This is a genomic window from Microcoleus sp. Aus8_D2, from assembly GCF_036702665.1.
Taxonomy (GTDB): domain Bacteria; phylum Cyanobacteriota; class Cyanobacteriia; order Cyanobacteriales; family Microcoleaceae; genus Microcoleus.
In genome coordinates this window covers 57588-80232 of sequence record NZ_JAUBUN010000015.1, presented here as the reverse complement: position 1 = coordinate 80232, position 22645 = coordinate 57588, and the positions used below count along the sequence as shown (strand labels likewise).

Annotated in this window: 13 protein-coding genes; 4 read left to right on the top strand and 9 right to left on the bottom strand. The window is 46.5% G+C overall.

Annotation, left to right across the window (positions count from 1 at the left end; translation table 11 throughout):
* Window positions 1-378 precede the first annotated feature (378 nt).
* From QUB64_RS14305 to QUB64_RS14295, 3 genes are all read right to left on the bottom strand, one after another.
* Entirely contained in the window at window positions 379-1401 is a 1023-nt protein-coding gene (locus QUB64_RS14305; protein WP_333274832.1) for an ATP-binding response regulator, read from the bottom strand.
* 249 nt (window positions 1402-1650) lie between these two features.
* A complete protein-coding gene (locus QUB64_RS14300) occupies window positions 1651-2568 on the bottom strand; it encodes a macrolide 2'-phosphotransferase (RefSeq protein WP_333274829.1) in 918 nt (305 codons plus the stop codon).
* A 133-nt stretch (window positions 2569-2701) separates the two neighbouring features.
* On the bottom strand, window positions 2702-3175 hold the full coding sequence (locus QUB64_RS14295) for a GFA family protein (protein ID WP_333343337.1): 474 nt from the start codon (window positions 3173-3175) through the stop codon (window positions 2702-2704).
* A 129-nt stretch (window positions 3176-3304) separates the two neighbouring features.
* On the opposite strand from QUB64_RS14295, the gene QUB64_RS14290 reads away from it, so the two are divergent.
* Window positions 3305-5749 (top strand): c-type heme family protein, encoded by a 2445-nt coding sequence (locus tag QUB64_RS14290; protein ID WP_333274824.1) that lies wholly within the window; start codon window positions 3305-3307, stop codon window positions 5747-5749.
* Between the two features lie 11 nt (window positions 5750-5760).
* Here the strand turns inward: QUB64_RS14290 and QUB64_RS14285 are convergent, their stop codons facing one another.
* The 4 genes from QUB64_RS14285 to rpiA form a co-directional block, all read right to left on the bottom strand.
* Window positions 5761-6369, bottom strand: a complete 609-nt coding sequence (locus tag QUB64_RS14285; protein WP_333274822.1) for a Uma2 family endonuclease — start codon at window positions 6367-6369, stop codon at window positions 5761-5763.
* Between the two features lie 101 nt (window positions 6370-6470).
* On the bottom strand, window positions 6471-7226 hold the full coding sequence (locus tag QUB64_RS14280) for a Fe-Mn family superoxide dismutase (protein ID WP_333274820.1): 756 nt from the start codon (window positions 7224-7226) through the stop codon (window positions 6471-6473).
* Window positions 7227-7609: 383 nt separating this feature from the next.
* Complete coding sequence (locus QUB64_RS14275) at window positions 7610-8791, bottom strand: aldo/keto reductase (RefSeq protein WP_333274818.1); 1182 nt, start codon at window positions 8789-8791, stop codon at window positions 7610-7612.
* A 232-nt stretch (window positions 8792-9023) separates the two neighbouring features.
* A complete protein-coding gene (gene rpiA / locus QUB64_RS14270) occupies window positions 9024-9740 on the bottom strand; it encodes a ribose-5-phosphate isomerase RpiA (protein ID WP_333274816.1) in 717 nt (238 codons plus the stop codon).
* Window positions 9741-9779: 39 nt separating this feature from the next.
* Here rpiA and QUB64_RS14265 point away from each other — a divergent pair, with 39 nt between their 5' ends.
* Both QUB64_RS14265 and QUB64_RS14260 read left to right on the top strand, forming a co-directional pair.
* On the top strand, window positions 9780-14228 hold the full coding sequence (locus QUB64_RS14265; RefSeq protein WP_333274814.1) for a tetratricopeptide repeat protein: 4449 nt from the start codon (window positions 9780-9782) through the stop codon (window positions 14226-14228).
* Window positions 14229-14399, top strand: coding sequence for a hypothetical protein (locus QUB64_RS14260; RefSeq protein ID WP_333274812.1), 171 nt, complete (start codon window positions 14229-14231; stop codon window positions 14397-14399).
* Window positions 14400-14625: 226 nt separating this feature from the next.
* Here QUB64_RS14260 and QUB64_RS14255 read toward each other — a convergent pair whose 3' ends face one another.
* Window positions 14626-18573 carry a PAS domain S-box protein gene (locus QUB64_RS14255; RefSeq protein ID WP_333274809.1) on the bottom strand — a complete coding sequence of 1316 codons (3948 nt, stop codon included), beginning with the start codon at window positions 18571-18573 and terminating at the stop codon, window positions 14626-14628.
* 478 nt (window positions 18574-19051) lie between these two features.
* Between QUB64_RS14255 and QUB64_RS14250 the strand changes: the two genes are divergently transcribed.
* A complete protein-coding gene (locus tag QUB64_RS14250) occupies window positions 19052-20239 on the top strand; it encodes an anion transporter (RefSeq protein ID WP_333274805.1) in 1188 nt (395 codons plus the stop codon).
* 119 nt (window positions 20240-20358) lie between these two features.
* On the opposite strand, the gene QUB64_RS14245 is transcribed toward QUB64_RS14250, so the two are convergent.
* On the bottom strand, window positions 20359-22645 hold a 2287-nt coding region (locus tag QUB64_RS14245), incomplete at its 5' end, for an alpha-mannosidase (protein ID WP_333394103.1).

Genomic DNA, 22645 nt, shown 5'->3' with positions numbered 1-22645 from the left:
GCCGACTTTGTTTGTATAGACGCGGTTTCAACCGCCGTGTCATAAAGCAAGGGGCTTTGTTTGTATAGACGCGGTTTCAACCGCCGTGTCATAAAGCAAGGGGCTTTGTTTCTATAGACGCGGTTTCAACCGCCGTGTCATAAAGAAAGGGGCTATGATATCCGGATTTAGCATAAGAGGTGATAGTTATAATTTATATTGTTTGCAGTTGCATCAGCTCGATCGAACCACAGAGGACGCAGAGAGAGCAGAGAAATAAGAGAGAACTTCTGACAACTGACAACTGACAACTGCCAACTGCCAACTGCCAACTGACAACTGACAACTGACAACTGACAACTGCCAACTGCCAACTGCCAACTGCCAACTGACTACTGACTACTGACTAATTATTGGAAAATAAGCATTAATACAACATCCCCGATCGCACGCGCTGACAATCTCCAAAGACCCACCCAAAGCGGCAACTCGTTCGTGCATTCCCTGAATTCCAAACCCCGATCGACTCTCACCCATTTGAAAGCCTTTACCATTATCTTCAAGTTTGAGGAAAATTCCGGCAGGATTGGATTCAATCTGAAGCTGTACTGCTGTTGCTGAAGCATACTTGCAGATATTAGTCAACCCTTCTTGCACGATCCGATAGATGGCTATATTGACAGCATGGGAGACCGATCGATCGAGGTGAATCTGACAGTTTGGTTCTACGCCTGTCGTTTGGTGGAATGCTTGGATTAAATGCGCGATCGCCTCTGTCAATCCTTGCCCCTGCAACGGATCGTCTCGCATGGCCGACACCGATCGCCGCACGGCTTGCAGTGCCTCGGAACCGAGTTGTTTGGCTTTCACGAGAAACGGATGCGCTTTATCTGGATGTTCGTCCCACATCGCCAGTGCCGTTTCCATATGCAGGTTGAGCGCTACTAGGGCGTGACCTAAAGAATCGTGAATATCGCGAGCAATCCGATTGCGTTCCTGCACGCTCGCCATCTCTTCCACCTGCATTTGCAGGCGGCGAATCGTCAATTGATGCGCTACTCTGGCACAGACTTCTTCAACTTGAAAGGGTTTAGTAATGTAGTCAACTCCACCCACTGCAAATGCTTTCACTTTATCGAATACTTCGTGCAGCGCGCTGATAAAAATTACCGGAATATTCTGAGTTTGAGGATTGGCTTTCAAAAGCTGACACACTTCATATCCATCCATTTCCGGCATCATGATGTCCAGCAAAATCAAATCGGGTGGTTGCGCTTGCACTCCTCTTAATGCCATTGCCCCACTTTTGACGATGCGAACGTCATAACTTTGCTGCGTCAGCATTTCTGACAGCAGGTGGAGATTTTCTAGAGTATCGTCTACGATGAGAATATCTGCACTTGGATGTTGAGAGGTATTCATATATAGCGCGTCTAAATGAATTGCACGTGGGTTGGGTTGAGCGTAGCAAACCATCCGTTTCACTCCGCCCAACATTTACCAAAGAAGATCGGTCGATCGCCTCACCGTTGAAGGGGAAATTAAATAAGGATCGAGAGATTGTTTCAATCATCGAACCGACCGGGAAAGTGTTGTCAAATGTCAACCTGTTTGGTGTCAACTGTCAACTGTCAACTGAATGAATGCGTTCTACCTGTATTCAGACATCTATTACCCTGCTTCGCCCATACAGAGCGACTGCACAGCCATTTGTATGTATTCATCCAAACCCGACTTTAGCGCAAATTCAGCAATTTCTATAGCAAAAGTAGCGTTCAGTTCAATCACGTGATCTGCCATCCTCGACCACGTGCGCCCACCTGCCTCTGCATATGCCGAGATCAGTTTATTGAGAGCGTCTTGACCAAACGTGCGGTAATGAGCAACAAAATCTTTCGCTGGATCGCCGACAGATGCCTCAGTCCAATCGATAAGTCCAGTTACTTGCGCTTGTGCATTAATCAAAATGTGACCGGCGTGTAAATCACCATGAGTTAAAACCGTTTCTCGCATCCAAATTTCATCATTATGAAGCCAAGACTGCCAGCGTTCCCATAACGTTTGACCAACACCAAATTCGCTCTTGACGGCATCCATTCTATGTTTCATCTCAACACGGACTTCTTCGGCAGTCTTAACAGGAAGCCCCACTGCTTGTGCTTTCTCAATGCTAACTTGATGTAACGAAACGATTCCCCTTGCCAACGATTCATGAAATCGATCGGGTACGTTCGCTAGATCGATCTCCCATACATAGGCTTTTGCTTCTGGATCGATCGTGCCTGCTGGTACACCGTTTAATGCCCGATAAGCAATCAGTTCATTGGTGCAAACCGTCCAGCGTGGCACGTCAACGCCCAGAAGCGGAGCAATCAGTTCCAGCGTTCGTTTTTCCTTATCTACTGATGGCAGAACATCCTCCCGTCGAGGAAGACGTAAAATCCAGCGTGCTCCATCTACGTCCGTTGCTAACACTACTTGAAAATCAAGACCCGATTCATTGAATTGAATGGAATATTCCTCGATCGTCAAACCGTTCTTATGAGCTAACTCCAGCACTTCTTGCTGCGATCTTACATTTTTAATCATGTCACCCACCACATAATAGAATGCTCGATCTTAACTGTATAACGCCTAAACTCAGCAGCCGACTGCCCGCGCAAGCGGGTTGGCAGTTGGCGGCAGCGCCTTGTTGGGCCGTATGTGCATATTTTCACTCTTCTCAAGCTGGTGGCGGCGACTGCGCAAAATGCGGCAATTCTTCATTCAAGCAAATCCACGATGCCGCGCTTGATGTCCAAATGTCTAATGCCGGATGAAATTCACTCTTATCATCAAAGGTTGTGAAGCGGATGGACATAAAATCTGGCATCGCTTCGCCCGTTGTGAACAAGGGACTGCCGCAGTTTGAGCAAAAGCTTCGCGTTGTCAAGGCACCACTAGATGCGCGAACGGAGTAATTCTTTGGTGAGCCGATAATTTCAACGGAATTTCTCGGCACAACCACGCCGGAGGCGAAGGGCGCTCCGCTAGATTGCTGACAATCGCGACAATGACAATTCAGCATTGCCAGTGGCTTACTAGAACATTCGTAGCGTATGGTGCCGCATACGCAGCCACCGGAAAATGGAGCATTCATAAGAACCTCTTCAAGCGATAGCGCGTAGGTTGAGTTGAGCGTAGCAAAACCAAGCATTTACCAGGAGTTGGTGTTGGGCGGAGTGAAACGGAGGGTTCGTTCCAAGGGCCCAACCTACATTTTACTAATTCAAAGTTAATGTAGGTTTAGAGAAATTTTTCAGAGCAACGGAGATTGTCGATCGCGATGGGCAGACTCAAACTCGGACCGCAATTTACCTTCTTACTCGCCCTGGTTTTTCTCGCAGGTATGCTGCTGAGTGGCATAACGCTTTGGAGTACGCTGCAACGCGCGGCGGAAGAAGAGATTACCACGCGGGCAAGTATTTTGATGGAGACGATCGATTCTGCCCGGAACTACACGAGCCATCACGTCAATCCGTTGCTGGTAAATCGCCTCGATACCAAGTCCACTTTTGTGCCGGAAGCCATTCCCGCCTTTGCGGCGCGACAAATTTTTGAACGATTTCGCGATCTCCCCGACTACCACGGCTTTTTCTACAAAGAAGCAGCCCCCAATCCCTCGAATATCCGCGATCGCGCCGATCGCTTTGAAACCGAGCTCGTCGAACAGTTTCGCCGTCAGCCTGACCTTTCAGAACTTTCTGGCTACCGAAAAACCGCCGGTTCGACCCTATTTTACATCGCCCGACCCCTGGCGATGAAAGAAGTTAGTTGCTTGCAATGTCACGGGAAACCAGCGGATGCACCCAAAGGTCAAATTGCTATCTACGGCGATCGCACTGGTTTTGGCTGGAAGTTAGATGAAGTGGTTGCCGCCCAAACGATTTACGTTCCTGCTGATGAAGTTTTTGCCCACAGCCGCCGCAATATGGTGCCAATGATGAGCATTTTTACGGCTGTGTTTGCAGTGGTGGTATTATCGATTAACCGATTGTTGAAGCAGCGAGTGATTCAACCCCTCAGGCAACTGACTGCGATCGCCGGTCGAGTTAGCATGAGTCCGATTACTGCTGAACAAGTGGGTGCTTTTGACGCGCCGGAAATTGCCAAAGTGGCGCAACGGGGCGACGAACCGGGACAACTGGCCCGCACTTTTCAGGATATGGCCCACGAAGTCAGCACCCGCGAACGCAATCTCAGCCAAGCCGTCGAACAGCGCACGGTTCAGTTGGCGGATAGCATGAAGGAAGCAGAGAAAGCCCAAGCCAAAGCCGAAGCTGCCGATCGGGCGAAGAGTCAGTTTTTGGCTAACATGAGTCACGAGTTGCGGACTCCACTCAACGCTATCCTCGGTTTTACACAGTTGATGTTGCGATCGCCAAGCGGTTCTGCCGGAGAAAGCAATACTCTCTCGCCGCAGACGCAACAGCGATATTTGGATACGATTAATCGCAGCGGGGAACACTTACTGGCGTTGATTAACAATGTCTTGGAAATGTCCAAGATCGAAGCGGGACGGATTGCATTTCAAGCGACGGATTTTGACTTGTTTGCGCTGTTAGATACGCTACAACAAATGCTCCGTTTGAAAGCCGAGTCAAAAGGTTTGCAACTGAAGTTTACACGATCGAGCGATGTGCCTCAGTTCGTTCGCACCGATGAAGCTAAGCTGCGTCAGGTGTTAATCAATTTGCTCGGCAATGCGGTTAAGTTTACCCAAACCGGAAGTGTGGCGCTACAAGTAAAAAGAGGTGAAGAATGCACTCTCCAATTTACTGTAGCAGACACTGGTGCAGGTATCAATCTGTCGGAACGCGATCGCCTGTTCGAGCCCTTCGTCCAAACTGCAACCGGAGTCCAATCTCAAGAGGGAACGGGATTGGGATTGTCCATCAGTCGCAAGTTCGTACAACTCATGGGAGGCGAAATTACCGTTGAGAGTACCGTTGGTAAAGGCAGCACCTTCCGGTTTGAAATTCAAGTAGGATTGGCGGCAGATCGAAGGAGCGAATTACCAAAACAAGAGCGATCGATTGTCGGATTGGCTGACGGACAAATTACCTATCGCATTCTAGTTGTTGACGATCGACTCGAAAATCGCCAACTGTTGGTAGAATTATTAATCCCGATCGGATTTGAGGTGCAAACAGCTAATAACGGACAAGAGGCGATCGCGCTTTGGCAAAGTTGGCAACCCCATCTCATTTGGATGGATCTTCGGATGCCTGTCATGGATGGATCTGCGGCCACCCAGCAAATCAAAGCCAGCATTCAAGTTAGCGGTGTTCCTGCTCCTATTATTATAGCCCTGACGGGTAGCGCCTTTGAAGAAGAGCGTCAAGTTGCTCTAGCCGCTGGGTTTGACGATTTCGTACGCAAACCCTTTCGGACTGACACTATCTTTGCTAAAATGGCTGAATATTTGGGTGTTTGTTATATTTGTGCGGGCGATGCTGAATATCTGCCGAATGATACTTTATCTTCAGGGGCGATCGGGCAGCAAATCACTGAGAGTATCGCCCCGTTACAGCTAACTCCTTCAGATTTGATGGTAATGCCAACCACATGGATCGAGCAGTTACATCAAGCTGCAATTAAACTCAATAGCAAGCAAATTTGCCAGTTAATCGAGCAAATTCCGCAAGAGCATTCTCTCCTGAAAAATGCCCTTAACCAGTTAGTCGATCGCCTTTGTTATGAAGACATCATTGCCTTAACCGAAACCTAAGCATTCAGCTATTAGCCCCAAAGTTTCTGCAAATTCAAAACAAATCCCGGCAGCACATCTTCTCCCGATAATGCTGCCGGATTCTCCAAAACTTCCACCTCAGTACCGGGACGATAAATTTCCACTCGTCGATTTTGAGGATTGATGAGCCATCCCAATCTTGCCCCATTTTCCAGATACTCGCGCATCTTGGCTTGTAATGCCGGCAGACTATCCGATCCAGAGCGCAATTCCACCACAAAATCCGGGCAAATTTGCGGAAACGTTCTCCTTTGTTCGGGAGTTAAAGCATCCCAGCGCTGGCGGCTTACCCATGACGCATCGGGCGATCGAATTGCTCCCGAAGGTAAGGTAAAGCCTCCAGAAGAATCGTATGCGTTTCCCAATTCTTCATTAGCTTCATGCCAGTAATAGAGTTGTCCCGTTAAACTACTGTTTCGGCGGCTCGATTCCCATCCTACGGGTGGATTCACAATTAATTCTCCTTGGCTTGTTCTTTCCAATCTCAAATCGCGGTTGGCAATTGCCAGTGCTTCAAACTGTTCGTAAGTAACCTGTAGCGCGATCGATTGTGGCAGTTCTAAGGTGAGATTATTTTGTGGAATTGCGACTTGAATCATTGGAACTTCCTCCAAAACCTATCTTATACTAAATTCTGGTTAATTACCCATAAATGTAGCTGCGCCGAAGTAAAAACAGCGCAACTACAAAAAATCTGAAACTAACCGATCGCCTTTTCGTAGCGTTTGTTAATTTCCGGCCAATTAACAACGTTCCACCAAGCCTTTAAGTAGTCAGCGCGGAGGTTTTGGTACTTGAGATAATAAGCGTGTTCCCAAACATCATTGCCCATAATGGGATAGCTACCATCACTGAAAGGACTGTCTTGATTGCCAGTAGTTGTAATCTCAAGCTTGCCAGCTTTATTGCGAACCAGCCACACCCAACCGCTGCCAAAACGCTTAGTACCTGCGTCGTTGAATTTGGTTTTAAAATCCTCAACACTGCCGAAACTTTGCTTGATTGCTGTGGCAATTGCCCCTGTGGGTTCGCCGCCGCCCTTGGGACTCATAATTTCCCAAAACATACTGTGATTGAGGTGTCCGCCGCCGTTATTGCGTACAGTTGTGCGAATATCTTCGGGCACTTTGCTCAAATCTTTGAGCATATTTTCAACACTCACGTTTTTGAGGGCAGGGTATTTGCTGACAGCATCGTTGAGGTTTTTAACGTAGGCGGCGTGGTGTTTGTCGTGGTGAAATTGCATTGTCCGCGCGTCGATGTGCGGTTCTAAAGCGTTGTATTCGTAAGGTAGAGGCGGTAGTGTAAAAGGCCCGGGAGTTTGAGCTACTTTTGGGCTTCCCGGGGATGGACTGGCTTGTGCTACATTATTTCCTGACGCTTGGCAAGCACCTGCGGTAATAGCTCCGACGCTGGCGGTTAGCATATACAAGAAATCTCGGCGTTTGAGAGTCATAAAATACACGTAAGTGGATTATTAACTGTTTTATCTCAGATTAAATCAAAATGGGAGCGAGTTTAGAAAAAAATCATAAAATCGTAAACCCACTTAATTAAACGTAAAATACAACTCGCAAAAAAGCTTGCTGTATATGTCTTCTTCCTTCCTTCCTTCTTTCGTTCCTTCTTCCTAATGACTGCTGACTAATGACTAATGACTAATGACCAATGACCAATGACTAATGACTGATGACTAATGACTTATCGCCCGAATGGATGAGACGGATGGGTGATGTTGGTGAGAACACCTCAAGTATAGGCTAATGATGTACGTGTACATAAGTCTCACGTGTTCCGGCTCACAAACCCGGTTTCTGTCTCGAAACCGGGTTTTTTCGATTATTCTTGGGATAAGCGCTGTACGGCTTCGCCTCCAAACAGTCGATCGGCTTTTTGCAGAATACCGGGAATTTTGGCAGCGTGGGGGCTGTGGGCGAGACAGCGGCGCAAGTCTAATTCATTGAGGCGATCGGCTTTTTTGCCCGGAAACCAGTGGCTGGCGTTACCTAAGAGGTTGTAGCGCATCTTGCAATAGTCGATCGTATCGTAAGCATTCGCCAAATTCCACAGCCACAAAATCACTCGAATGTTAACCTCTCCGGGAGTATTTTCGATAGTTGGCAAACCGACGTGCCAAGTTTTAAACCAATCTTCTCCTAATTTGTCGATCGCTGCATTTTCCAACCTTGCTAATATCGGTGGCAAAATTTCATCAGCTTTATCTAACAATTCTACAGCTTTTAGATGCTCGTTAAAATCTTCTGGTTTTGCCGCACCCAAACTCAAAGTGTGTACCTCAGGATGTGACAAACAAAACAGATCGTTAAACACTATCGGGCTCAGCGGATAGCACAAATCTACCAACTTTTGTGGCGGGTTGTAAAGTTGACCGCCTTTGTCGGAAGGACTGATAATAAAAACGCCCATGTCGTGACGTTTAGCAGCTTCAATTGCGGGCCAATTATTTTGATTGATGTAGTACCAGTGCAAGTTCAGATAATCGAATTGATTGGTTTCAATTGTTTTGACAATCACATCCGTAGGGCCGTGAGTTGAAAAACCAATAAACCTAACTTTGCCTTCTGTTTGCAACTTTTTCGCCACATCCAAGCAGCCGCCAGGGCGCATAGAATCTTCTAACAACTCCCAGGTATTAATGCCGTGTATGGAAAATAAATCGACGTATTCTAGTTGCAAATAAGCTAATGATTTATCAAACTCTTCTCGAAATGCCTCGGAGTTAGCTTGAGGGCAAACTTTCGTTTGCACTATCAAGTTTTCGCGAGGAAACTGCGGTAAAATCCACCCCAACTGCATCTCGGAAGTGCCGTAACCGCGAGCAGTTTCTATGTGATTGATGCCGCATTCAATCGAGTAACGAATTGTCGCTTCGAGATTTTGTTGATTGTCTGGTGGAATTTCATTTGCTGGCACGTCTTGCCATTTGTGGTGATATCTCATGCCGCCGCAGGAAAAGACGGGCATGGATAATTCTGTGCGGCCGAATCTGCGATATTGCATGATATAAAAAGAGAGATTGATTTATATGCAGCGGTACGGTTCGTAGTGCGGACTTCAGTCCGCTCTTTTGTTGCGGACTGAAGTCCGCACTACGAACGAATCTTAATGCGGTTAATCGATCGGACTTGATATAATTGGTAATTGGCGAGTAACTAATTAACCGTAGGGTGCGTCAGGGTTAATATTGTTGAGTAGTCGCTAAAATATTCAGTCCTGACGCACCCTACAATAACTATTTAGAAATTTCCCGGACTACAGGTTTGCCGTCTTGAATTTCGCCAACTAAAACTAAATCTGTACAGTTGACAAACAAACCATTTTCTAACACGCCGGGAATGTTATTCAAAGTCTTTTCTAATTCCGCAGGATTGTCAAGGTTATCAAATTGAACGTCGATTACCATATTACCTTGGTCGGTAATTACCGGGCCTGCTTTTCTGACTCCCATGCGAAGTTCTGGTTTACCGCCCAATTTTTCGATGGCGCGAGTAACGGGGGCGATTGCCATCGGTATAACTTCGATGGGGACGCGAAAAGTCGAACCTAATTTATCTACCATTTTGGAACTGTCAACTACTACAATAAATTGAGCAGCCAGACAATCGACAACTTTTTCGCGGGTGTGGGCGGCGCCACCACCTTTAATTAAGTTGAGGTGCGGATCTACTTCATCGGCGCCGTCAATGGCTACGTCAATTCTGTCAATTTCGTCGAGGGTTGTCAGCGGTACTCCGTACTGTTTGGCTAATACTTCTGATTGAAAGGATGTGGGAACTCCTTTGATATCTTTGAGTTCGCCTGATTTTATGCGATCGCCCAAGGCTTGAATAGTATAAGCTGTAGTTGACCCCGTGCCGAGTCCGACAATCATACCAGATTTTACGCGATCGGCAGCAGCAAAGCCAACTTGCTGTTTCATCAATTTTACGGGGTCTTGTTCTGTAGTCATGTTCGGTACTCCTCAATAGCTTTAAGATTATACCATTTAATGAAAATCGGATTTCTCGATACCTACACTTGGGATTACAACATAGAAACTCCTTACCGCGAACCTTTGGGCGGCACTCAGTCGGCTATTTGTTATTTAGCTGAGGCTTTGGCAGCACTGGGAAACGAGGTATTTCTACTCAACAATACTTCGGAACCGGGGATGTCGCGCGGTGTTGATTGCAGGCTGCGCGTCGGGGACAGTGCTAATTTGGAATTACTGCGATCGCTCGATTTTTTAGTGATAGTAAATATAGTCGGTAAAGCGCTGGAAATTAAGCCGTTTTTGGGGCAACAGACTAAGTTAATTTTGTGGATTCATAACGAACCTGGCTTTGTCTTTCTTGAGAATTTCAAGGATGAGCGAGAAATTAATGCTTGTGATGCTTTGGTTTTTGTCAGCGACTGGCAGCGCGATCAATTTCATCAGTGTTTTGGGATTGACTTGAATCGCAGTTATGTTTTAAGAAATGCGATCGCCCCTTGTTTTGCTAACATTTTTGCAGATAATATTTCGATCGGATCGCAAAAATCTCAACCGCCAATTCTCGCTTACACCAGCACTCCCTTTCGCGGACTCGATATTTTATTAAAAGTTTTTCCAGAAATTCGTCAAGCTGTCCCCGGCACGAGATTGAAAGTATTTTCTAGCATGAAAGTACACCAAATAGACGACAAGAATAACCAGCTTTTTTTCGATAGACTTTACGAAGAGTGTCAGGAAACTGAAGGAGTCGAGTATGTCGGTTCCTTACCGCAACCCGAACTCGTCCAGCAACTGCGTTCAGTCGCGGTTTTAGCTTACCCGAATACCTATCTGGAAACGTCATCGATTGCGGTGATGGAGGCGATGGCCAGCGGTTGCCGGATTGTGACGAGTGAATTGGCAGCTTTGCCGGAAACAACTGCTGGATTTGCGCGTCTAGTTTCAATGTCAGGGGTGGAAAATTTGGCATTGGTAAGTAATTGGAAGCGTGCAGGTACACCGGATTGGGAGGGATATACAAGGCGGTTTGTTGAGGCGACAGTCGCAGTTTTAAAAGATTGTACGGGTGCGGGCAGCGCCACTGCTGAAACTCATCTGAGACAGCAGGTAGAATATATAAATCGAGGGTGTACTTGGTCTGTGCGAGCCCGAGAGTGGGTAGAATGGCTGAATAGTATTAGTGTAAAACCTGTAAGAGTGGCAGAGCAAATGATCGCAGAGTTTTTGGTGGATTTAGAATCAGCTCAAACATATTTTGTCAAGGGAAATCGCCTGAAAGATACAGGAAATCTCGGTGGCGCTATCGAGAATTATCAGAAAGCTTTAGAGTTTAACCCCAAAGATGCGGAAGTTCATAAAAAGTTGGCGGAGGTTTATGTTTTGCAAGGAGAATTTGCTGGTGCGATCGCCCAATGCAACCTCGCGATTAAATTTCAACCGAATTTTGCTCCCGCTTACTTGACAGCGGGCAATGCCCTGCACGGTCAAAACCAGCTAGAAATGGCAATTAAAGCTTATTTGCAAGCTTTAAAAATTCAGCCACATTTAGCAGAAGCCAGCGCGAATCTCGGCAGTATGTATTACAAGTTAGGGGAATTGGCACAGGCGGCAAATTATTACGAAAAAGCTCTTGCTATTAATCCCGGTTTGTGCTCTGTAAATTTGATGCTAGGCAGCGTTTTGCAGCAGCAAGGAAAGTTAGATGCAGCAATTGTTTGCTGTCAAAAAGTGCTGCAACTGCAACCGGGAGATGCTAGCGCTGCTGAGAAACTATCGAGTTTAATCGCACAAAAACAGCAAGAAACTGCCGACAGCAAATTTATCGAATTAGAAACAGAATCAGGCGCACAACAACCAGTATCTGTTAACAAAGATGAAGGCTACGGCTTGCAGCCTTCGAGTATCAATTTGCCGCCAGCGCCCCCTCCTGAAAATTTAAATACTCCGTTTACCAACCCCGCTGAAGTTGCTCAACAAGTTACCTCGCTGAATGTTCCAGATAGCACACAAGTTGCTAATTTTCAAGAAGTAGAACATTACAAAAAACTGGCAGAAAACTTTTTAATTAAGGGTAAAATTAAAGAGGCGATCGCAGCGTGCCACCAAGCCATCAAAATTCGACCTGATTACACCCATGCTTACGTAACTTTAGGCAATGCTTTGCAAGCGGGAGGCAAAATTGAAGCTGCGATTAGATCCTATTCTCAAGCCTTAGAATTGCAGCCAAATTTTGCGGAAGTGCGCGCCAATATCGGCAGTATGTATTTCAAAATGGATCGTTTGGAAGAGGCGATCGCACATTACCAGCAAGCCATTGTCCTGAGTCCTAATTTGGCGGGCGCTCACTGGAATTTAGGCAAAGTATATCACAAACACGGCAACATTGAAGCAGCGATCGCCTGTTTTCAGAGAACATCCGAACTCAACCCCCAGCTTGTCGGTGCCGACTTCCACTTTAACCTGGGAAACCGACTTTTCAGTCAAGGCAAGCGCGACGAAGCTGTCGAAAGCTACGAAAAAGCGATCGCCATTAAACCAGATTGGGCAGAAGCCTATGCTAACATCGGCAGCGCGCGATCGCAACAAGGCAATGTCGAAGCCGCCATCACTTACTATCAAAAAGCTGTAGCTTTAAAGCCGGAATTAGAAGTTTTGCACTTCAATTTAGCCAATTCTTTCATGCAGCAATACAAGTACGAAGAAGCGGTTACTAATTACCAAAATACTCTGAAAATTAAGCCAGATTGGCCGGAAGTTCACGCGAACCTCGGCAGTTGTTTTTCCATGCAGGGGCGGCTGGAAGAAGCTTTAGCCAGCTATCAGCAAGCTTTGGCATTAAAACCGGATTGGGCAGAGGTTTACTGCCGGATGGGACACATTCAGAAGCAAGATCGCCCGATGGAGGCGATCGCACATTTTGAAAAGGCGATCGAATGCAACCCCCAATACAGCGAAGCCCACCAACAACTGTGCGACTTGCTAAGCCACTCCACCAACCTAGCCAGAGCCCGCAGCGTCGCCGATAAATACTGCAAATTCTGCGGCGACAATGCCCCAGTCATGTCAGCCACAGCCTACGTCTTTTCCTACCTGCAATCAGGTGTCAGCAAACAGGCTATTCAGAAACTCGAAGAAATCGAAAAACTCTGCTACGAAAAAGTCGAAACCTTTAGCGTCATCGAACTCAAACTGCTTTACGAAATCTTCCTATTTGCAGTTTCCCACCTGCGAGACAACCGCGAAAAAAATGCCAGTTTCTACCGACTAATTGCCAAAGAATACTACCAAAAAGCCGTCTCGCCGCGGCAACAAGCCAACAGAATTAAGCGCACAAACAACCCAACAAAACAACAGCATTTAAAAATCGGCTTCCTTTCCAAACACTTCCGCCGCCACTCCGTAGGTTGGTGCAGCGAAGCCTTAATTCGCGAATTAAGCCGCATTACACCCCACGTTCACCTTTACGTCACAGGTAAACTCAACCGAGATGAAGTTACAGAAAGATTTGAACAAATGGCCGGCAAGTTTTACTGGCCTAAAAAATATCCCAACGGCTTTGCTGACGGCGGCGAAATCCTCGCCGAAGTAGTACAAGACGATTTGGATGTTTTAATAGACTTAGACTCAATGACAGTCCCGACAAATGTTGAAGTGCTGCACCAATATCCGGCGGGAATTTGCGTTTCTTGGCTGGGATTCGACGCGCCATACATTTCTGAAAATCACTACTTTCTCTGCGACGAACACACTCACCCCCCAGGCGTTGAAAAAAATTACTTAGAACAGTTAGTGAGATTGCCTAATTGTTCCGTAGCAATTGGGGAACTGCAAAGCATTCCTGTGAATCGAGAGGCGATTAGAAATGCCCTCGGAATTGGCTTAGATCAAATGGCTTATCTGTGTGTTGCTCCGGGCAGAAAAACTAATCCTGAAATGGTGCAAGCTCAAGTTAAAATACTTAAGCAAGTACCAGATAGTATGTTGATTCGCAAAGGTCAAGGCGACACCGATGTGATTCACAGCACTTACCGCGAAGAATGCGATATTCAGGGAGTAGATTTTGAACGGATTAAGTTTATCGGCCAAACCAGAAGCGAAGAAGAACATCGCGCTATTTATTATGTAGCTGACGTGTTGTTAGATTCCTATCCTTATAATGGCGGGACGCACAATTTAGAAGCTTTGTGGGCGAATTTGCCAGTAGTAACTAGATCCGGCGATCAATATCTTTCGCGGATGGGTTACGCTTTTCTGAAAAGTGCAAATCTTGATGTGGGTGCGGCTTGGACTTGGGAAGAATACACGCAGTGGGGAGTTAAGTTTGGGCGCGATGCTGGCTTGAGAAATGCGGTAAAAGAGCATTTGATCGAGTCTAAGCAGCCGGAACATCTCGCGCCTTTGTGGAATCCTAAACAGTTAGCCCAAGATATGTATGAGGTGTTTCAGAAACTGTTAGCGAAATAGGTGGGCATTGGGCATCGGCAAAACAGGGCATTGGGCATCGGCCAAACAGGTCATTGGGCATTGGCCAAACAGGTCATTGGGCATTGGTCATTAGTTGTGAACTCTTTTGTGCCTTCTCTTTCTCTGTGTTCTATGCGGCCTCTGCGCTTCAAAAAGCGATATCAGCTATAGAAGCGCGGTTTCACGCTATTTGTACGCAACTCATTAAAGTTTTGTAACAAAATCAGCAAAAATGCGTAAAATTCCGCACAGAGTCCGATAAATAAATGCTGATTCATAGATATTACGATCGCCCTAACCTTATGCCGGTTGGCGCGATCGTTTTTCTAGTAACCTCATGCCCCATGCCCCATGCCCCATGCCCCATGCCCCATGCCCCATGCCCCATGCCCCATCCCTAATGACTGTTAACTCGATCGCGCCCGCCAGACTTAGCCCGATACAGCGCCTTATCAGCAGCTTCAATCAGCATTTTCGGCGAATTTTGATTTTCAGCAATCGTCGCCACCCCCATACTGAGAGTCACGCAATCAGTGACAACAGACTTGAGGTGAGGAATTGCCAAAGCTTTGACGCGCCGCCGGATTCCCTCAGCAAAAGCCTTTGCAGCCGCTATATCCGTATTTGGCAAAATTACCCCAAATTCTTCGCCACCGTACCTAGCAGCCAAATAAAGGTGTTCTGCGGGTGCGTTGGCGCAAGCATCCCCGATCGCCCGCGCCACTTGCTGCAAACAAGCATCCCCGGCTTGGTGACCGTAATTGTCGTTATAAAGTTTAAAACAGTCAATATCGCACATGATCAAAGATAGCGGTTCCGCAGTGCTCGACTGTTCCCATTCCCGGTTAATCACCTCATCAAACCGGCGGCGGTTGGCTAGCTGAGTCAGACTGTCCAAATTCGCCAACCCGTCCAACCGCTGGTTGGCAGCAGCGAGCTGCTGGTAAAGTAAAGATTGTTCGATCGCGATCGCCACTTGAGTAGCCAACTGACTCAGCAAATCCATATCAAACTGCTGCCACTCGCGGGGTGCCGAACAGTGATGAGCAATCAGCAAACCCCACAACTTCGGCACTTGACAAGTAGGATTGCCGTTGCGGTTTTCGATTCCCTGCTGCACGATGGGCACCACCAAATTCGCTTTCACCTGACACTCGGCCAAAAAATTGACGTGGCACTCAGCAAAATTAGAACCGTGAATGTCCTCTACGGCGCGAATTCTACCCTTCAAATACTGTCCCACATAAGTATTAGCAAAACAGCAATCCTCGATCGCCATACCCATCAGCGGCATCCATTCTTCCCCAACCGACTCCACCACCACATCTCCGTTCCAATCTGGCCGGAAGCGGAAAATAATCACGCGATCCGTTGCCAAAAACTCCCGCACTTCAGCTACTGTAGTGTTGAGAATATCTTTGAGATCCAGAGAAGAACGGATGCGCGATTGAATCTGCGCGATCAGGCGTTCCCGCTCAACTTGCTGCCGCAGAGCGACTTGTACCTGCTTGCTTTCAGTAATATCTCGACCTTCCGGCAGCAGCAAGACAATTTTACCAGTTTCGTCCGCCACCGGTTTGAGAGAAAAATCGATAGTTGCCGTCCGGTTTGCCCCTTGAACTTCCACTTCATAGCGGACAAATTCACCTTTTGCCGATCGAGAAATCGCCTCTTGCAACTGTTCCCGAACTTCCGGAGAAACTCCCCACCAAGGCAAGAGCCAAAACGGGCGATTTGCCACATCCCGCAGCTTAATTCCCGCAAAATCCAGAGAAGTTTGGTTAGCTTCCAGCAGAGTACCATCCGGTTTCAACAAGCTCACAAATTGGAAAGAAGAATCAAAAATTGCCCGAAAGCGCCGTTGAGAATCTCCCAACATTGCCGTCACCTTTTCGCGAGAAGTAATATCGCGGAAGCGCCACACCCTGCCAATAATATTTTGTCCGACTCGAATCGGCTGCGTGTAGCGCTCAAAAGTCCGGCCGTCTTTAAAATCGAGAATATCGCAGCCGTTTGACTCCGCATCGCTATAAATTTCTTTAACTCTCTGCAAAAAAGCCCTCGGATCTTTAACTTGCGTGGTGAGAAATGTCAGCCTCACCGTTCTATCCATTGAGTTTCTAACTTCTTCATGAATTCCCCACATTTGAACTAACTTTTCATTAAAACTAATCAATTCTCCGGCGTTAGTAACAGCGAGAATGCCGTCTGCCGTTGCTTCCATGGTAGCGTGCAACAAAGAGCGCGAGCGTTCTAATTCTGCTGCCATTAATTTGCGTTCCGTGAGATTTCGCACTGCTTTAACCTGCACCAAACGACCTTCGCGAACTACGAATTTGCTGCGCACGTCAGCAGGAAAAGAAGTTCCGTCCCGCCTCAGAAAAATAGTTTCACAGACGGTATTGCTGGCAGCAGAAATCATTTGCGGCGCCACTTTGTAAGATTTTGGCGACAGCAGTTCCAGCAAGCTCATTCCCACCATTTCCGCAGGTTCGTAACCGAACAGCTCGGCAAAATCGCTGCTGACGCTCAAAATTGTGTCCCGGTCAGCGACAGCAACTGCTTCAAAATAAGCTTCGCATTCGAGCAAGCGCGCTGCTGCTGTGCTGCTGCCATTTTCGCCCAAATAGCTGTTATTCATTAGCTGTTGCATTTGCGTATTTGCCGAGTACAAAGCTGCCATTGCCTGTCGGTACATAGCAGTACGTTTTTCGAGTTTTTCGGCGAGGCGATCGCGATATTCTCGCAGTTCTCTTTCGACTCTAATCAAATCTGTAATATCTACTGCAAACACGATGACACCGGTCACTTGACCTGATTCATCGCGGCAAGGTATTTTATCTGTCCGCACCCAGCATTTTTGACCGGATACAGTTGGCAGCAATTCTATTTTTCCGTGTTTGGGAACACCGGAATTGATTACTTCCAAATCTTCTAAATAATATTGCTCTGCTTCGTCTGGATAGATTTCATAAAAAGATTTTCCTTCTAATTGATTGGCGGGCAAACCTCTCGATGCAGCAGCGGCTTGATTAATTCGCAGCAGGCGGCTTTCCGTATCCTTGTACCAAATCATCGCCGGCAGGGAATCAAAAATAACTTGCTGTTCTTGGTGCTGTCGGCGCATTTCTGCTTCTACTTGTTTTCTTTTAATTATTTCTTGTTGCAGTTTTTTGTTAGTTTTTTTGAGTTCGAGCGTGCGTCTTTCTACTCTTTCTTCTAGTTTATCGTAGTATTGGCTCAGCAAGTTTTGCTGCTGTTCGCGCCGCATTGCTTCTAATTTTAAGCTTTCGCTTGCTGACAAACTTGAAGATACAAAGTCTGCTAATATTTTGGTTAATTCGTGTTCTTCTTCCGTCCACTCGCTGCCGGAACCCAGGCGTTCGGCGCTGACTATTCCCAACCTTTGACCGGCCAGCACAATCGGTACGTTTAACAGGGCAGTCGTACCCCGACCGGCAAAATAAAGACTGGCAAGTTCTCGCGTTCTCGGGTCATTTTCGGCTGACACCGTTGCGATGGAGTTGGCAGATTTTAAGGCTTGAAAATACGCCGGACAGTCGGCTGCTGTGATGATTATTTGTACGGAATGGAGTTTCGTATTTTGTTCGTAAAAGTCGATGCAATGAAGCTGCGTTTTGTCTTCCCCGTACAGCCAAATACTGGCTCGATCGCAGTTGACAATACTGACAGCAGTTTCTGTTACTTCGCGGATGAATAGTTCTATATTGTTGCGTTCTTTAAGTTGACTTTTGGCTAATTTTGCGATCGCCCAAGTTGGACTGGGCCTATTTTCCTGAGAGTTGGGTGGTGCTGGTACAGGCGGAGTAGTCTTAATTTCTTCACAAACTAACAGAATAATCGGTCGTTGGAAATTAGCAACTGAGCGAGCATCGTTATTTTCCTCTATTTTCCACTCTACCCCAGGCAAAGCGCGCGCAGTTGCTTTTACCCAGATAATCCTGCGGTCTTTGCGAGTCAAGTAGCCTTCCCAACAGGCAACTTTTGGAGTTGACGTACAGTTTTGCGGGTGTACCAATCTAGCAAATTCCGACTGCATTTTCTCTTGATCTTGGCAGTAAAATATGTTAAAAATTGAATGACAAATTAATTCCTGCGACCTGTAGGCGAGGCGAGACTCGCCGTATTGATTGAGTGAAAAAACTCTTCCCAAAGCGTCTACAACGAAGTAAATGCCCGGAAAATTGTCGTAGAGAGTTCGATACCAATCCTGTTCGACTTGTTTGCTGCACGAAACTTTCGCTGTCGCCAGCTCATCGCCCGTGCCGGTCAAGTGAGAATTGTTGGTTTCTGGGTTGCTTGAATGACTTTTTTTAGCAAACACTTTTAGCTTAACTCGACTGCAATTACTTTTACTTTCTGGAATTTAACTTTTTTGTGAAACTAAATTAAACCTGTTGTGGGAAAAAAGTTACAATTTGTAACATAATTACAGCTTGTCCAGCGCGCTGGTTTTCGCTTGCAATGCAACCCCCGTGTTTGTTTGTATAGCAGATGTTGAAGGAAGTTCGACAACGGATTATATAACGGATGCAACGGATGTAACGGATGTAACTAATGTCAGGAAAACTTGTCTGCTAGCGTAGCCGAAGCAAGGAAGAAGTCCTGGACGAAGGCGCAATCGACCATGTTTCAGCAATTAAGAACGTCCTAACCGTCTTAGCGGTGCTGTAGTTGGTAGACCGTTTAGGGGAGATATTTCCCGCTAGTTGCGGTATCAGCAGGTTTGCTGCAATTATCCCCCTGTACTTTTAGCATCCTCGACAATAGAAAAAATCAGCAATCAATGGTTTTAAGTATCTATGATAACATTCAAATATCTAGTGTTGGGACTGACTTACTTAGGTTTAGGCTTGGGATATTTGCCCGGTCTGCGGATGAACCGGGCCGCGCTGGCTATTGTTGGGTCAGCTTTGGCGGTGGCTTTAGGGATACTCGACCTCAAAACTGCTTGGCAGGCGATCGACCCTAGTACGATCGTTTTTTTGCTAGGAATGATGGTCGTTAATTCGGCTTTACGAGCATCGGGTTTTTTTCAAATCGCCTTGGACTTTTTAACTCGCTTCACTCGTTCTCCTTTCGGCATTTTAGTCGCCGTTACTTTTGGCAGCGGGATTCTGTCGGCATTTTTTCTCAACGACACTACTGCTATATTACTAGCCCCTTTAACCCTGAGCTTAACTCGCTCTTTGTCTCTCAATCCCATCCCTTATCTTTTAGCTTTAGCGGGAGGTACTAATTTAGGTTCCGTAGCAACTGTCAGTGGCAACCCGCAAAATATTCTCGTCAGTACTTTTTCGGGGATTAGTTATTTAGAATTTGCCCGCTCTCTCGCACCGATAGCTTTAATTTGTTTGTCGGTGCAAGTAGTTTGGCTGTGGTTGCTTTATCCAGAAGTGCGTTCTTGCAAATCTTTGCCAGAAATTGCCCAAGTTCGGTATCGCTTGTTTAAGCCATTACTGGCAAAAAGTCTGTTGGTAACAGCAGGACTTTTAATAGCTTTTTTAGCTGGAGCACCTTTAGCAGAATCTGCCTGGATAGCTGCCAGTATATTGTTAATTACTAGGCGCGTCAAGTCCGATCGCATTTTGCAGGGCGTTGACTGGAATTTGCTAGTCATGTTTGCGGGATTGTTTGTGATAACTAAGGCAACTCAACAACTGGGATTGTTGGATAATCTCACTAATTTGACAGGTACGCCACTGAGTTTGTTGGGAGTAACGGTAATTCTGTCTAACTTAATTTCTAACGTACCCGCAGTGTTAGTTCTACAATCGGTGATTGTCAAAACAAATACGTCAGCTTGGCTGCTGTTAGCGGCGGGTTCTACTCTAGCGGGAAACTTAACTTTATTGGGTTCTGTGGCTAATTTGATTGTCGCGGAAGTTGCAGCAAAATCAGGCTATCATTTGACTTTTAAAGAGCATTTGCGGTTCGGACTGCCGCTAACTGGCGTTACTTTGGGAATTGCATATTTTTGGCTGTACTAAAATGGTGCTATGATGCTCATACAATTAAATTCTAGTCTCGCTCTCTTGCCTGTAAGCAATGGATTTTTATGAACCGCAGAGGACGCAGATGGCACAGAGGGGAGAGGGGAGAGGTTCGTTTATAATTGTTTGCGGATTGCTGTCTCAATTTTTTTAGTGTTTGTTTTGCGGACAACGGCAAAACTCGCAATTTTCCAAGGTTCTATCTTAAAACTTCCCGATTGGGGCAACTTTTCGGACAAATTTGCAGGTCTTTCTAGCAAATCGACTGACTCTAAAATTTCCAATCCCAAATCGCTATCCAACGCTAACACAGACTGTTTGCCCTCTGATTCGCAACACCGCAAAATCCAGACATTCGCATCATCTTCCGACTGTTTGAAAGCAATTAACACTAAATTTTCGGCGGATAAATCTAATAACTTGCCAACTGCCGGCAGAGTTCGATCGCGCTTTTGTTGCAACTGTGGCAACACCTTGACTAACAGTGGCAAATTCAACTCATACCCGTGACGAACTGTGTTGGCATCTTGCCAATTTCCAGCGTGGGGATAGACGGCATAAGTAAATTCGGAAACTCCGACATCTGCTTGTTCGTCCGGCCAAGTCGAACTTCTCAGCAAAGTCAGTCTAATTTGATTTGGTTGAATGTCGCAACCGTATTTGCAATCGTTGAGCAAGCTTACTCCAAAACCGTCGTTGCTGATATCAGTCCAGCGCAAAATCGGTACTTCCCATTTGGCTTTTTCTGCGGGTGTCTGCGGTTTGGTCGTGCGTGCGATCGCGCCGCCGGGAATTTCGCAAGTCGCAAAATCTGCTGCGACATTTAACCCGAAGGCTGTTTTCACTAAAACGTGAGTTTCTTGCCAATCTACGACTGTCTTGATTTTCAGCAGTGGGGAACCTACTTCTACTATATAATCTTGGCGAAACTCGGATTTACCAATTTGCAGAACTACGCGCAAACTCTGCCACACTTCTCCCCGCTCTATCCAATAAATCTGTTTGAGTATCGGCGCGGGTAATGGATGTTTTTGGTAATTCGGATCGATGTTCCAAGCATCCCAATATTGACCGCTGTCTTGAAAGGCTTGTAGTTGATTGCCTCCGGCTGCATTCAGGACTTCTCTATGATTTATTTTATCCCAGATGCTGGATAAGTTACCAGTTGCTGCGTCTATTTTTGCCAGAATCAGCTCATTTTCCAAGACGATTTCTTGGGCTGCAAAATGCGTTTCTTGACAAGGGGTGTTTTTTTGTGCTATACCGTATGTAAGTTTCGATAAGTCTGTCTGTTTTTCGGTAGTTGAGCTTGCTGAGGGACGATCGACTGTTTGAGTATCTTCGCGACAGAGCCAAAAGACGCGGTAGCCGATCGCCGGAACATGATTTGCAGAAAATAACAGTGTAGATTGCGGTGGGAGCCGATCGCCCGTGACAATCTGCGAAATCAACCGCTGTCCCGAAAAATCGTAAATTTGCCAAGCTACATCGGGGGAATCGGGAAGGGTTACGGCGACAACCTGCGAGCGCGACCAATTGAGAGGATTGAAAACAAAAATCGGTTGAGCGTCGGGCTGGGGTGGGTTCGGCAGAGAAATTTGAGTTGCGATGGCATCTAAAGATTGTAGCAGGATTTGGCGGCAAGTGCGATCGACCTCAGCAAAGGCTAGATTAGCATCAGTGTAGACTTGGGCGATCGCAGAACCGGGCAAAATATCGTGAAACTGGTTAAACAACACCTGTTTCCAGGCAGATTCTAGCTCAGATTTCGGATAAACCGCAGCGGTGCAGATTGTTGCGATCGAACACAGCAATTCAGCTTGATAGAGCAAATCTTCACAGCGACGGTTTTGGCGTTTTTGGTCAGCGCGAGTCGTGTAGCAACCCCGGTGAAATTCTAAGTAAAGTTCGTCTTTCCAAATCGGGAGAGTGCGGGAGGGGGAGAGGGGGAGAGGGGGAGGATTTTTTAGTTGGGATTTCTGGTTGTCAATCTCTGTTGAGGAATCAAGGTATTCAGGTTCTGATTCCGACATTTTGGCGGAAAAACTACCATCTAATTCCGACAAATTCTCGGCTGTTTTCCCAATTTTCCAACTTTCCGGGTTTTCCGGCGACTTTGTTCGAGTTTCGGGTAAAGTTGCTGAATTTTCGAGCAAGTTTCCCGGTGCGACATCTGATAAAGTTTCGACAACTTTCCCCGACGACAATTTTTCGGGAGTTTCGGGAGTTGAAGTTCGAGTTTCGGATAAAGTTGCTGAATTTTCGAGCAAGTTTCCCGGTGCGACATCCGATAAAGTTTCAACAACTTCAGGAATTTGCCAACTTGCGGGAGTTTCGGGAGTTGAAGTTCGAGTTTCGGATAAAGTTGCTGAATTTTCGAGCAAGTTTCCCGGTGCGACATCC